Source organism: Clostridium simiarum, assembly GCF_018919175.1.
Lineage (GTDB): Bacteria > Bacillota > Clostridia > Clostridiales > Clostridiaceae > Clostridium_L > Clostridium_L simiarum.
Window position 1 is genome coordinate 613,153 of the sequence record NZ_JAHLQL010000001.1, and the last position, 13,496, is coordinate 626,648.

General features: G+C 30.1%; 14 protein-coding genes. 2 read left to right on the top strand and 12 right to left on the bottom strand.

The genetic code is table 11. The features are described 5' to 3' along the window. Positions 1 to 2: 2 nt before the first annotated feature. On the bottom strand, positions 3 to 713 hold the full coding sequence (locus tag KQI89_RS02855) for a pseudouridine synthase (protein ID WP_216455807.1): 711 nt from the start codon (positions 711 to 713) through the stop codon (positions 3 to 5). A gap of 179 nt (positions 714 to 892) precedes the next feature. On the opposite strand from KQI89_RS02855, the gene KQI89_RS02860 reads away from it, so the two are divergent. Then, on the top strand, positions 893 to 1,717 hold the full coding sequence (locus KQI89_RS02860) for a TIM barrel protein (RefSeq protein WP_216455808.1): 825 nt from the start codon (positions 893 to 895) through the stop codon (positions 1,715 to 1,717). 75 nt (positions 1,718 to 1,792) lie between these two features. Here the strand turns inward: KQI89_RS02860 and KQI89_RS17890 are convergent, their stop codons facing one another. Continuing rightward, complete coding sequence (locus KQI89_RS17890) at positions 1,793 to 1,927, bottom strand: hypothetical protein (RefSeq protein ID WP_279231050.1); 135 nt, start codon at positions 1,925 to 1,927, stop codon at positions 1,793 to 1,795. Positions 1,928 to 2,099: 172 nt separating this feature from the next. Between KQI89_RS17890 and safA the strand changes: the two genes are divergently transcribed. After that, complete coding sequence (safA, locus tag KQI89_RS02865) at positions 2,100 to 2,723, top strand: SafA/ExsA family spore coat assembly protein (protein ID WP_216455809.1); 624 nt, start codon at positions 2,100 to 2,102, stop codon at positions 2,721 to 2,723. Between the two features lie 79 nt (positions 2,724 to 2,802). Here safA and KQI89_RS02870 read toward each other — a convergent pair whose 3' ends face one another. The 10 genes from KQI89_RS02870 to KQI89_RS02915 form a co-directional block, all read right to left on the bottom strand. Then, positions 2,803 to 4,581, bottom strand: a complete 1,779-nt coding sequence (locus KQI89_RS02870) for an aminopeptidase P family protein (RefSeq protein WP_216455810.1) — start codon at positions 4,579 to 4,581, stop codon at positions 2,803 to 2,805. A 150-nt stretch (positions 4,582 to 4,731) separates the two neighbouring features. Continuing rightward, a complete protein-coding gene (locus KQI89_RS02875) occupies positions 4,732 to 5,349 on the bottom strand; it encodes a V-type ATP synthase subunit D (protein ID WP_032121628.1) in 618 nt (205 codons plus the stop codon). 1 nt (position 5,350) lies between these two features. Continuing rightward, the gene (locus KQI89_RS02880; protein ID WP_032121629.1) at positions 5,351 to 6,730 is read right to left on the bottom strand and encodes a V-type ATP synthase subunit B; all 1,380 of its coding nucleotides are present in this window, start codon (positions 6,728 to 6,730) and stop codon (positions 5,351 to 5,353) included. Positions 6,731 to 6,744: 14 nt separating this feature from the next. After that, on the bottom strand, positions 6,745 to 8,502 hold the full coding sequence (locus KQI89_RS02885) for a V-type ATP synthase subunit A (protein ID WP_216455811.1): 1,758 nt from the start codon (positions 8,500 to 8,502) through the stop codon (positions 6,745 to 6,747). A gap of 11 nt (positions 8,503 to 8,513) precedes the next feature. Then, positions 8,514 to 9,125, bottom strand: a complete 612-nt coding sequence (locus tag KQI89_RS02890) for a V-type ATP synthase subunit E (RefSeq protein ID WP_216455812.1) — start codon at positions 9,123 to 9,125, stop codon at positions 8,514 to 8,516. A 12-nt stretch (positions 9,126 to 9,137) separates the two neighbouring features. Further along, complete coding sequence (locus KQI89_RS02895) at positions 9,138 to 9,446, bottom strand: V-type ATP synthase subunit F (RefSeq protein WP_032121632.1); 309 nt, start codon at positions 9,444 to 9,446, stop codon at positions 9,138 to 9,140. 15 nt (positions 9,447 to 9,461) lie between these two features. After that, complete coding sequence (locus KQI89_RS02900) at positions 9,462 to 9,884, bottom strand: ATP synthase subunit C (RefSeq protein ID WP_032121633.1); 423 nt, start codon at positions 9,882 to 9,884, stop codon at positions 9,462 to 9,464. A gap of 43 nt (positions 9,885 to 9,927) precedes the next feature. Continuing rightward, the gene (locus KQI89_RS02905; protein ID WP_216455813.1) at positions 9,928 to 11,895 is read right to left on the bottom strand and encodes a V-type ATP synthase subunit I; all 1,968 of its coding nucleotides are present in this window, start codon (positions 11,893 to 11,895) and stop codon (positions 9,928 to 9,930) included. An 18-nt stretch (positions 11,896 to 11,913) separates the two neighbouring features. Next, positions 11,914 to 12,954, bottom strand: a complete 1,041-nt coding sequence (locus KQI89_RS02910) for a V-type ATPase subunit (protein ID WP_216455814.1) — start codon at positions 12,952 to 12,954, stop codon at positions 11,914 to 11,916. A gap of 12 nt (positions 12,955 to 12,966) precedes the next feature. Further along, positions 12,967 to 13,281, bottom strand: coding sequence for a hypothetical protein (locus KQI89_RS02915; RefSeq protein ID WP_216455815.1), 315 nt, complete (start codon positions 13,279 to 13,281; stop codon positions 12,967 to 12,969). Positions 13,282 to 13,496: the final 215 nt, after the last annotated feature.

Genomic DNA, 13,496 nt, shown 5'->3' on the forward strand with positions numbered 1-13,496 from the left:
CCTTATAAAGAATTTATATAATCTAATTCTTCTTTATTTAACTGTCTCCATTTTCCTTTTTCTAAGTCACCCAACTTAATTTTACCTACAGATATTCTTTTTAATTCAATTACATCATGACCTAATGCAGAACACATCTTTCTAACTTGTCTATTTTTCCCCTCATGTATAGTAATTTCAACCAAAGATTTATCTTTATAAATTTCTTTAACTTCTATTTTAGCTTCTTTAGTTATATAACCTCCTATGTCAACACCGTTTTTAAATTTATGAATTTCCATTTTGCTAAATATTCCTTTGGTTAAAGCCAAGTAGGTTTTCCCTACTACCTCTCTTGGATGTATTATTTTATTGTATATTTCCCCATCATTAGTAAGTAATAAAAGTCCAGAGCTATCATAGTCTAATCTGCCTATGGGGAATATTCTTTCTTTTACCTTTACTAAATCTAATATGGTTTTCCTTCCTTTTTCATCTTTTAATGTAGTTACATATCCTTCAGGCTTATTTAGCATTATATATACCTTTTTATTTTCAGGAACTATAAGCTTATTATTTATATAAACTTTATCCTTATCTGGATTTACTTTAAAGCCAAGTTCTCTAATAACCTGGTTATTAACCTTTACAATTCCATCAAGAATATATTCTTCACTTTTTCTTCTAGAAGCTACTCCACATCTTGCCATGTATTTTTGTAATCTTTCTTCCATTAATTATTCAACTCCATCTTTTTACGTTCTATTAAGATTATATTTATTAATTGGATTAAAATCAATTTTTAGTTTACATTTTATTTTAATTAACATAATATTTATTATGTTAATATTTGAAGTTTTCTATTGGTTTTTGATATACTTTACTTATATTTTATATAGAAAAGGAGTATACTATGGACAAACTTTTATTTGGTATATCTGGGTTACCCCTAGGAGAAAATAATGAAAAATTTAATTATTCTACAGGAATAACATATCTTAAAAGTATTGGGTTAGATGCAATGGAGCTCCCCTTTGTTAGATCTGTTAATATCACAAATAAAAATAGAGATTCTGTAATAAAATCAAAAATTGAAAGCGACTTTTATCTTTCAGCTCATGGATCATATCTCATAAACTTAAATGCTGAAGAGGAAGAAAAGAAAGTGAAATCAAGAGAAAGAATCGAAAAAGGTGCTGAAGCATTACTATCTGTAGGTGGTGTTAGTTTAATTTTTCATCCTGGCTACTATCTTAATAGTTCTAAAGTTGATACCTATAATAGCATAAAAAAAGAGCTTATGAAACTCCCTAAGTCTAATATAGTTTACAGATTGGAGACTACTGGAAAAGGTACTCAGTTTGGTACTGTAGAAGAAATAGTTAGTTTATCTAAAGAATTACCCCATTGTAAACCTTGTATAGATTTTTCTCATGTCCATGCTAGAGGTAATGGCTGCTTAAAAGATTATAAAGATTTTGCTAATATCTTGGAATACATATTATCTAATTTAGGTGAGGATGGTATAAAGGATATGCACATACACCTTTCTGGGATAAATTATGGATTAAAGGGCGAAAAAAATCACCTTCCTTTTGAAGAAAGTGATTTTAATTATAAAGCTTGTCTAAAAGCATTTGCAGATTACGATGTAAAAGGTTGCGTAATATGTGAAAGTCCAATTTTAGAGAAAGATGCTTTATTACTAAAAAGTTTTTATGAAAATTTATTTATATAAGGAGAGCTTCTGCTCTCCTTATATTATCTACAAATTCCTAAAAGTAGCATGTTTCCTATTATATCATAAACTTAATTAACAAATTCCTAAAAGTAGCAATATCCATATTATATCACAACCGCAATTATTGAATCCTATACCGCAATTGTTGAATCCACCTCTACAACATGGAGTACAGCAACAACCACATTTTCTTCTATGATGTCCCACAGCTATCCCTCCTTTACTTTTCAACTTACTTGGGTATATATTATTATATTGTTAATGTTTGTTTTTGGTGACAATTGTTGAAATTTATTAAAAAAATAATTTTAAAAACACCATATATTCTCATCTATATTTTTTTAAAAATTATAGATACTATATATGAGGTGATAAATTTATGAATCTTAAAAAGAGAACTTTCTTCTTTTCTTTATGTTTGTTTTTATGCTTTGGAGTAAAAAATGTAATGGCACAAACTTTATATACCGTTCAACCTAATGATAGCATGTGGAAGATTGCAGTAAAATATCAAATAGGCGTAAGCGAAATAATTAATGCTAATCCAGAAGTTTCAAACCCGAATTTGATATATCCTGGTCAGAAATTAAAGATTCCTGCACTCAGTGAGCAAATAACCACTCATGAAAATGAAGTTTTAAGGCTAGTGAACTTAGAAAGAACAAATAGAGGTTTAGCTCCATTAAAATCTAATTGGCAACTATCTAGGGTTGCTCGTTATAAATCTCAGGATATGATAGATAAAAACTATTTTTCTCACCAATCTCCAACTTACGGTTCACCTTTTATGATGATGGAAAACTTCGGATTAAAATTTAGTGCCGCTGGAGAAAATATTGCTATGGGACAAAGAACTCCTCAAGAGGTAGTTACTTCTTGGATGAATTCACCTGGACATAGAAGTAATATATTAAGTTCTAATTATAACGAATTAGGTGTAGGTCTTGCTACTACTAAAAGTGGAGTAAAATACTGGACTCAAATGTTTATAAAAAGCTATTAAACCTTTTATAAATTACTAAATACCCTAATAAAAAAGTAAATCTTTATGAGATAGATTCATAAAGATTTACTTTTAATATTTATATGGCTTTAGTTACTGAATAAAGCCATTGTTTTTGCTCTTCTTTAAGATGTGGTGATAATTTTTCATAAACCATAGAATGATATTGATTTACCCAATTTCTTTCTTCTTCAGTTAAAAGCTCTACTTCTATGGCCTCTAAGTCAATTGGACAATAAGAAATAGTTTCAAAACCAAAGAATTTTCCAAACTCAGTTTCACCTTTTTCTACAACTAAAAGCGTATTTTCAGTTCTAATCCCATGTTTACCTTCTCTATATATGCCAGGTTCATTAGTAATTATCATACCTAACTCTAACCTTACATTGTTTGGTATAGTACTAATACGGTGAGGTCCTTCATGGACATTTAAAAGAAATCCTACCCCATGACCAGTACCAGATTTATAATCTATAAACCTATCCCACATAGGTTTTCTAGCAAGTATATCTAAATTGGATCCAGTAGTTCCGTATAAAAATATAGCATTACTTAATCCTATATGCCCTTTTAAAACTAGAGTAAAGTCTCTCTTTTCTTCTTCTGTTAAATTTCCCATGACTATGGTTCTAGTAATATCAGTAGTACCATCTAAATATTGCCCGCCTGAATCTACAAGGAAAAATCCTTCTGCTTTTAGGCTATGTTCTTTCTCTTTAGTAGCTTTATAATGCATCATTGCTCCATGTTCCTTGTAAGCTGCTATAGTATCAAAACTTGGCTCTATAAAGTTTTCCTGTTGTGCTCTAAAGTCCTCTAAAGCTTCTGTTGCGGATATCTCTGTTATTTCTTCTTTTCCAATATTATTTTTTAACCAATGTATAAAGTTAACCATAGCCACACCATCTTTAATTTGGCAATGCTTTAAATTTTTAATTTCTATAGGGTTTTTAATGGCCTTAAATTTTGAAGTAATGTTATCCTCTAATAAAGTTTTAGATTTACTTTCAATTATCTTATACATATATATATTTGTTTTTTCTGCATCCATTAACACTTTATCATGATTATTTAAATAATTTACTACAGATTGAACCTCATTATAATCTATAACTTCTATATTATCCTTATTAAAATCACTTAAATCAAGATCTTTAACTTTATTTTTATCTACAAATAATATTGCTTTTTCTAAGGTTATAAGAGAATAAGATAGAAAAACTGGATTGTTTGCTACATCCTGTCCTCTAAGATTAAATAACCAAGCTATATCATCTAGTGAAGAGATAAAATAAGCTGTAGCTCCTTTTTCTCTCATAGATCCCCTAACCTCATTAAGCTTATCCAGTGTACTTTTTCCTGAATATTTTACATCATGCTTAAATATCTTTCCATTAGGTATCTCTGGTCTATTTTCCCAAAGTCTATCTATAAAATCCAATTTATGTTCTAGTATCAATCCTTTATTCTTAAACATAAGCTCCATTTTGTTATATTGATTAACAGATAGGGTTCTACCATCAAAACCTACCTTGTCTCCTTCTTCTAATTCAGCTAAAAGCCACTCTGAATACTCTGGTACATTAGGAATCCCCATCTTAAATAACTCTATGTCGCTATTTTCCAACTCTTTATTAGCTTGTATGAAATACCTACCATCAGTCCATAAACCTGCCTTATCAGTTGTTATAACCACAGTTCCAGCAGAACCAGTGAAACCTGATATCCATTCTCTGTATTTAAAGTACTTTGCTACATATTCACTTTGATGATAATCACTGCTAGGAATTATATAAGCCTTTATCTGATTCTTTTTCATCTCTTCCCTAAGCATTTCAATCCTTTTTTTTATGTCCATTAATAGCCACCTCCTAATTTTAATAGCCTTCCTTACCATTCTATCATTGCTATAAAATTCCTACAATATAACATTATTAAAATTCTTATTTCAAATAGTAATAAAAAATCACCACATCTATTTAAAAATAAATGTGGCTTAATATAAAAACTATGAAGTTTTATGTTTTTTCTTTACAACCTTTAATCTAAAGAAATCTTCTCTTTCTTTTTCTTCCAAAACCTCAGTAACAAACTTAACAACCTCTTCAAATTTTGGAATCTGTATATTTTGCAATGCATTAGCTCTCTTTTGAGTTTTCTTTACTTCCATAGCTAATCTATAAATTGCATTTTCTACTTCCGCTAATTCATAAGTTAAGAATTTTACTTTATTAAATTCCTTTACTGCCTCGTCAATAGAAGCTGAACTTCTGTAGAATCCATACTTAGGTTCTATTTCCTTCTTTTCAAAGATTACTTTAGGAATTTCCACTCCCATAACACTTTTAAATAATATATCATAGTCTTTAGATTCTTCTATTGCCATAGCTATATCTTCTACATTAATTATACCTGAGTTTATGCTAGCATCTCTTAATGCCTCATAAGCCCTATTAAAAGTTGAATTTATCTGTTCCTGAAGTTCATAAGCCTTTGAAACATAAGACATCATCTCTCTTATTAAAACATTTCTCTTTTTATCTAATAATTCAAAGCCTTTCTTTGAAAATTCTAAAGAACTTTTAGCTGAAATTAAAGTAGATTTAGTAGGTGCGAAATTTTCCATGTTACTTCACCACTGCTTTATAATATTTCTTTAACATATCTGGAGAAACTCTATCTAATTCATTTTTAGGAAGTATGTTTAATATTTCCCAAGCTAAATCTAAAGTTTCCATCATATCCCTATCTTCATCATATTCTTGCTTTAAAAATTTTTCTTCAAAGAGTCTTCCAAATTCCATGTAAGTTCTGTCTGTTTCTGATAATTCGTCCTCACCAATTACTTGAGCTAAAGCTATTACATCTTGAACTCTTGAATAGGCAGCAAAAATCTGATTGGATACTTCAGCATGATCCTCTCTTGTATACCCCTCACCTATTCCATCCTTCATCAGTCTAGATAAAGAAGGCAAAATGTTTACTGGGGGATAAATATCTCTTTGTTGAATACCTCTACTTAAAACTATTTGCCCTTCTGTGATAAATCCTGTTAAGTCTGGAACAGGGTGGGTTATATCATCATTAGGCATAGTTAGTATAGGAATTTGAGTTATACTTCCCTTTTCTCCCTCCATCATACCTGCTCTTTCATATAAGGATGCTAAATCAGAGTATAAGTATCCAGGGTATCCCTTTCTACTTGGTACTTCTTCTCTTAAAGAGGAAAGTTCTCTTAAAGCTTCACAATAGCTTGTAATGTCTGTTAATATTACAAGTACATGCATACCTTCTTCAAAGGCTAAATATTCCGCTGCAGTCAAAGCACATCTTGGGGTAATTATTCTCTCTACTATTGGATCATCTGCAAGATTAGTAAACATAACAACTTTTTCTAAAACACCAGCTTCTTCAAAGCTCTTTTTAAAAAAATGTGCATCATCATGTTTTATACCCATAGCTCCAAATACAATGCAGAAATTATCTTCCCCTCCAGATACTTTTGCCTGCCTTACAATCTGCGACGCTAATTCGTTATGAGCCATACCGTTACCAGAGAATATAGGTAGTTTTTGTCCTCTTATTAATGTAGCCAAGCAATCTATTGAAGATATACCCGTTTGTATATAGTCTCTAGGGTATTTTCTTGCTACAGGATTCATAGGTCTACCATTTACATCATATTTTTTTAATGAGTAAACCTCTCCTCCATTATCCCTTGGTTCTCCTATACCATTGAATTCTCTTCCTAAAATATCTTTAGATAAAGGTATCCTAAAAGACTCTCCACGGAAATGTACTGATGTATTATCTACAGAAATACCTAAGGTTGGTTCAAAGACTTGTATTACAGCTTTATCTTTGTATATTTGAACAACCTTACCTTTTTTTCTATGCTTATTGTCCACAAGTATATCTACTATTTCATCATAAGCTACATCTTTTACATCAGATAATATTATTAGAGGACCTTGAACTCTATCGAGCATTAAGTATTCTTTTTTCATCTTAAGTTCCTCCCTTACTTATATTTCTTCATTATTTCATTGAAGTAATCTATAATATCTTTATCCAAATTGTCTATCAGTGAAAAATTATCATTGGGAACATTATATTTCATTTTATATAATGATTCCATAATATCTTTATCCATAATAACTGATATTGGAATTCCAACCCTTACTGCTTTATTGCCATAATCATAAAAACGCTCAATTACCTTTAACATTTTATATTGCTTTTCAAGAGGAACATAGGTATCTAAATTATGGTAAGCATTTTGTTGTAAGAAAGCTACCTTAAGGCATTTTGATACCTCCATAATTAACCTTTGATCGTCTGGCAATACATCTTCTCCCACTAATTTCACTATTTCACTTAGTTTATTCTCTTCATATAGTACTTTTAGCATCTTAGCTCTAAGATCCATTAAATCCTCTGCTACATTTTCCTCATACCAATCCTTTAATAAAGAAAGATATCCACTATAGCTAGATAACCAATTTATTGCTGGATAATGCCTTGCATAAGCTAGTTTTTTATCTAGACCTAAAAATGCTGAAACGAATCTTTTTGTGTTTTGAGTTACAGGTTCTGAAAAGTCTCCCCCCGCTGGAGAAACCGCACCAATTACTGTAACAGACCCCTCCGTACCATTAAGATTTTCTACATAACCTGCCCTTTCATAAAACTCAGCAAGCCTTGATGGTAAGTAAGCAGGATAGCCTTCTTCTGCCGGCATCTCTTCAAGTCTTCCTGATATCTCTCTTAATGCCTCAGCCCATCTAGAAGTCGAATCAGCCATTATAGCCACATGATACCCCATGTCTCTAAAATATTCTGCTAAGGTTATACCTGTGTATATGCTAGCCTCTCTAGCAGCAACTGGCATATTAGAGGTATTAGCTATTAACACAGTCCTGTTCATAAGAGGTAATTCTGTTCTAGGATCTATAAGTTTTGGGAAGTCTTCTAAAACTTCTGTCATTTCATTTCCTCTTTCCCCACAACCTATATATACTATTATATCAGCATCAGACCACTTTGCTAACTGATGTTGAGTCATAGTCTTTCCTGTTCCAAAACCTCCAGGTATAGCGCAGGTTCCACCCTTCGCTAAAGGAAAGAATACATCAATTATACGTTGACCTGTAATTAGTGGTCTAAATATAGTTTTTCTCTCCTTCACAGGTCTAGCACTTCTTACTGGCCAATATTGATATAATTTAAGTTCATGAATTCTTTCCCCGTCTTTTAAGGTAACCACTGTAGTTTCTATATTATATTCACCATTTTCTTTTACTTCAATTACCTTACCAAAGATTCCAGGAGGAACCATTAACTTATGTAATATAGTGGGGGTTTCTTGAACTTTAGCATACACATCTCCCTCTTTTAACTCATCATTTACTTTAACAGTTATCTCTGTTTTCCATAGCTTACTTTCATCTAAAGATATAAGTCCTATTCCCTCTGGTATAAATCCATAAGATATGGAATTTATTTTTTCTAGAGGTCTTTCTATTCCATCAAATATATTTCCTAATATACCAGGTCCTAACTTAAGGGATAAAGGGTTTCCAGTTGAAACTACAGGCTCACCTATCTTTAGTCCACCTGTCTCTTCATAAACCTGTATGGTTGCAAAATCTTCTTCTAATATAATTATTTCTCCGATGAGCTTCTTATGCCCAACCATAACCATTTCTCTCATCTTGAAGCCTTTCATACCCTCAGCTTTTACAACAGGACCATTTACTCCAACAATCTTTCCTTCCATATGTTCACCTCCTAAGCAAGCATTTCCATAATCTTAACACCAATAATCTCTTTACTTTCTTCCAGTTTCGAACAGAGGCTATTATCTACTTTAAATCTTCCTTCAAAATCTCTAATTATAAGACCTCCAATAAAGTCCTCATTAGATATTTTTACCTCAATAGTTCCATGAGAGTTACTTTCAATAACTTCCTTTATATAAGATTCGTATCTTTTTATATCCCTATCTAAAAGTATTACATAGTACTTTCCATGATCTACTTCATTTAAAGATTTTTTTAATATATTCATAAAGTAATCATCATACTCTTTAGAGTTTACAAAATCTAAAAGTTTTTCTTTTACTTCTGATATGGTATCTTTTATAATCTTATCTTTTAGAGCTAATATATCTCTTTGTTTATTTAATTTTTCTTTAGCAACAATCTCATTTGCCTTAATATTAGCTTTCTTTAATACCTCTCTTTGAGTATTCTTTTTAAGCTCTTCTATTTTTTCTTTTTCATATTTTAGCTTTATTTCAGCTTCTTCATTAAACTTATTTAACTTTTCTTCCTTTTCTTCATTCAATCTGTCATACAATATTTTTGAAAACAAGTTTATTTTATCTTCAATGGTGGTCATATATTTAACCTCCTATATCTTAAGTCCAATAGATTCTTTTACATATTTAACTATAGCATCGTTACCTTTTATAGATCCATGTCTATCTGGAATTTCAACTAGTAGTGGACCTTCTTTTGATAACTTTATCTCTCTTACCACATCATTTATTAGAAGACCTATTTTCTCTGTTATTATAATAATGCCTATTTCTTTATCATTCCTTAAATCTTCTATCTTTTTTATAACTTCTTCCCTTTGATGTAATACTAAGCCATCAATTCCAGCCATTTTCATACCAACAAAAGTATCTATATTATCACTTATTAAAAAACTTTTCATTTATTATCACCCTAATTATATTCTTGAAAGTATCATTATTGATATTATAAGACCATATATTGCAATACCTTCACCAAGACCAACATATATAAGAGTTTTTCCTAATATCTTAGGGTCCTCTGATACAGCGCCTAATGCTGAAGATCCAACTGCACCAACTGCATAACCTGCTCCGATAGTAGCAAGTCCAGTAGATAATCCTGCTGCTAGATATCCAAGTCCTGATGCTCCTTGAGATGTAGCTTCAGCTGCATGTGCTATACTTGGTATATTCATAACCAAAGCCGCTGTTATAACTGGTATAAATATGCTTAAGTTTACTTTTAAAGCCTTTCTTATCTTTTGTTTTCCATTGATTTCATCTCTTCCTTTTTGAACCACTCCATAAGTTATAGTTCCTATTACAACACAAAATGTTACTACTAATAATATCATCATAATAAAATTGCACCTCTTTCAAATTATATTAATTATTATAAAACTAATTAAAATTGACCTTTATAGGTTCAAATGGAATTCCACTACCTTCATAGTACTTACTAAACAATTCATAATATTGAAGTCTTAATCCTTGAATAAATACTATAAGCCCCTCTAATCCAATTATAATTATATTTCCAAGAATCAGAATAAGCACTGATCCTACACCATTTTTAGTCATCTCTGCCATTGCCGAAAAGGCAACAAAGAGGCCAACGTGGTTTAATGCAAAGGCACCTACTCTTATAAAAGAAACTGTATTTGAGAACATAGATAACAAGGTCTCTATTACCTCGAAACTTGCTTCTATAAAGTAATCTTTAGCTCCATCTTCAAATAAAGGCTTTTTCCCTATTATCATATTTGCTAAAGGTTGCTTTAATAAAATTAAAACTAGGCAAAATATAAGGAAAACCATCCATACTCCCATTGGTAATACATCTTTCTTCATTAATTTAGTTAAAACCAATGTTAGAACTCCTAAATAAAATAAGAATCCTGCTAGTCCATCTTTTCCAAATAACCCATGCTCTATGTCTTTTCTCTTTAAGCTGTTAATAATGCCTAATATAAATCCAAGCACAAGGAAGCCACAACCAAAGACAATAGCCCATATTAAAATATCATTTATATCTTCCATAGGTCTAATCAAAAGAGCATCTATCACATCTTCAAATCCAAATATACTTCCATAAAGGAATCCAAATACCATGGAACTAACACCTAATCTTGATAAAATCCCTCCTAAATTAACTCTTTTTTGTTTATACTTTAAAAATAATCCTGCTAAGAGTAGTACCGCCCCTTGACCAACATCTCCAAACATAGCACCGAACATTATGGTATATGTTATAGCAAGGAAAAGAGTAGGATCAATTTCACTGTAACTAGGTATTCCATACATTCCAACCATACTTTCAAAAGGTTTAAATAATTTTTTATTATTAAGCTTTGTAGGTGGTATTATTGCTTTATTATTTATCTCTTTTGGAGTCTTTTTTATAAGAATTATTCTTTCCTCAAAAGAACTTAAAAGCTTTTCAATCTTTTCTATATATGTAGAAGGTACCCATCCAGATAAATAGAAAAACTCATTAGTGCATGCTGCTGTTTTCTTTATTTCTGAAGATTTTTGTTCTAATTCATAGCTATTTTCAAGTATTGATATTCTTTTGGAATTGTTATTTAAAAATTCCTTAAGCTTATCTTCAATTAAAGCAATATCAGCCATTGTATTTTCTTTTTCTATACTCAGCTTTTTAACAACCTCTTTTGGCGTACCCTTGTATTGATAAGGTAAAAGAAGTTCTTCACAGTTAGCAGATTTAAAAATTCTTTCAGATTCATTTATTAAAATTTTTGGTGTAAAAGCTGTAAATATAACAAAATCTTTTTCTTTATAAACGCTAGTAACTACAGAAGGTATATTCTCATAATTAGCCTTAATTTTCTTCATATTCTCTTGACTTACCTTGTATAGACCTACTTTGAAATTTTTCATAGAAGTTATATCTTCTAAAGGTACTGAAACATCCTTTAAAAATTCAAAAGCTTCATAGGTATTTTTTATATATTGAGCTTTATCCTTTAATCCTTCATACTCTTTATACAAAATTTGAAACTTAGAGTAAACCTCATCAAGCTCTTTTTCCATTAAGTTATAATCATAAATTACTTCTTTAACCTCTTCTTTAGCTATATTAAAATTATTTCTTTCTTCTTTTAATCTTTCTAAATACTTTAAACTTAAGTTAAAATCCCTATCATAAGAATAAGGTCTAATATAACTTACATCCATTAAAGCCTCTATATTATCTTCCGATGTCTTTAAAGCAAAGTCTGAGGAATTTATCTCCTGCAATGCATTTACTGGATGTATATACCCATCTAATGCTAAAGATTTTGTAAGTTTTTCAAAGTCTGAAAAAGCTCCAATCAGGTTTACCATATACATTTTTTCTACGGACATAAGTTCACCTCCCAATTATCAATGTGTAACATGTACATATTTTGCACCTTCTTTTATATCCAAGTCATACCTCTTCTGTTCTACTATAGATATTATCTCTTTTATCTCTATCCTATATAGAACTAAATAACTTAATACCATACTAAAGTTTGCTCTATTTTCTCTAATAAACTTACCAAAATATTTTTTTTGAAATTCTCTTTCTCTCTTTTCTACGGTAATGGAGTCATCAATCTCATATATCCACCTATAAGGAGTTTTTTCTATAACTTTGTAAATTTCTTCCATGCTATTAGCGTAACAAATCCTTCTTATCTTTTCTTCTGAAAGCTTATATCCATCATAAATAGTATAGTTAAATAACTCTTCAGGAGTTATGTTATAGAATTTTTTTCCTCTATATATCCAACTTAGATTTGATAAGTCAGCTTCTAACCCGATTATATCCTTAATTAACTCTTTATTTTCTTTATCTAAATGTTTAAGCTCTTTTCTCAAAGTAGAAAAATATACAAAATCAAGTTCTGTTTCAATTCTAAATAATCCTTTATCCGACACATCTTTAGCCAAATTTTTTATACCATCATAATATATACTACCCTTTAGACGTTCAATCAACTCTTCAATAGACTTTGAAGTAATTAAATAATCGTAATCTATAGTATTTAATGGATTTTTAGCAATGAGATTGCTTTTTATTTCTTCTTTTGTTCGCCCTATATACTTACCTCTAATTATAATTTTTAAATCTTCTATTTCCCATCTTAAAAAGAGATTTTTAATTACCTTCCTAAACTCCCCATTAAAATAATTAATGAATTTATTAAATATTTTAGTATATTGCCTATCTAGGATTATTTCTAGTTCTCCTCTATGGATTTTTTGTAAATCATAGTTCTTGAGAACTTCTCCATAATAAGTCTTTTCTTTTAAATACGCTAAGGCGTTTTTTAAACCCTTACATTGGAGCAATTCTAAAAAATCTTCCTCCCTAAGCATCTTTCCTTTTAGAGTCTTTACCTTGGAATTTACAGCAGTAAACTTAACAATGCTTCCCATAATACATCACTCCTAAAGGGAATGGATTATTTTGCTAAATACTTCATCCACTATTTTACTTTTATTATTAAAGAATTTTTCTTCAATTACTGATATTTGTTCCTCTTTCTCTTTTTTTATTTCCTCTGCCTTTTTTTCAGCATAATTTAAAGTAGTTAAAAGTATTGTTTTTTTTATACTTTTCCCTTCCTCTTCCCATTGAAGATTCATGTAATTTATCCTTTTCTCTAATTCCCTTTGTTTATCTCCTATTAGTTCTTCAATTTTTTTTCTATAGTTTTCTGCATCTCTATCAATGTCCATAACCTTGTTTACCACAAAATCCACATAATCACCCCCATTAATTTGTTAATAACTTATAACATTACTATATTTTATTACTAACCTTAACTTTTGGAAAACATAAAGTACAATAGGAAACTTATGTTACACAAAGAGTAGCTACTAAAGAAGGATTTAATCTTAATTATTTGCTCATTAAAGAGTTAAAATCCCCTTAATCAAGTTATATGGATTAATTTAAAATAAATATATTTATAGCT

Coding starts and splice junctions, on each gene's coding strand:
- KQI89_RS02855 (WP_216455807.1), bottom strand. CDS start 713: ATGGAAGAAAGATTACAAAAATACATGGCAAGATGTGGAGTAGCTTCT.
- KQI89_RS02860 (WP_216455808.1), top strand. CDS start 893: ATGGACAAACTTTTATTTGGTATATCTGGGTTACCCCTAGGAGAAAAT.
- safA (WP_216455809.1), top strand. CDS start 2,100: ATGAATCTTAAAAAGAGAACTTTCTTCTTTTCTTTATGTTTGTTTTTA.
- KQI89_RS02870 (WP_216455810.1), bottom strand. CDS start 4,581: ATGGACATAAAAAAAAGGATTGAAATGCTTAGGGAAGAGATGAAAAAG.
- KQI89_RS02875 (WP_032121628.1), bottom strand. CDS start 5,349: ATGGAAAATTTCGCACCTACTAAATCTACTTTAATTTCAGCTAAAAGT.
- KQI89_RS02880 (WP_032121629.1), bottom strand. CDS start 6,730: ATGAAAAAAGAATACTTAATGCTCGATAGAGTTCAAGGTCCTCTAATA.
- KQI89_RS02885 (WP_216455811.1), bottom strand. CDS start 8,502: ATGGAAGGAAAGATTGTTGGAGTAAATGGTCCTGTTGTAAAAGCTGAG.
- KQI89_RS02890 (WP_216455812.1), bottom strand. CDS start 9,125: ATGACCACCATTGAAGATAAAATAAACTTGTTTTCAAAAATATTGTAT.
- KQI89_RS02895 (WP_032121632.1), bottom strand. CDS start 9,446: ATGAAAAGTTTTTTAATAAGTGATAATATAGATACTTTTGTTGGTATG.
- KQI89_RS02900 (WP_032121633.1), bottom strand. CDS start 9,884: ATGATGATATTATTAGTAGTAACATTTTGTGTTGTAATAGGAACTATA.
- KQI89_RS02905 (WP_216455813.1), bottom strand. CDS start 11,895: ATGTCCGTAGAAAAAATGTATATGGTAAACCTGATTGGAGCTTTTTCA.
- KQI89_RS02910 (WP_216455814.1), bottom strand. CDS start 12,954: ATGGGAAGCATTGTTAAGTTTACTGCTGTAAATTCCAAGGTAAAGACT.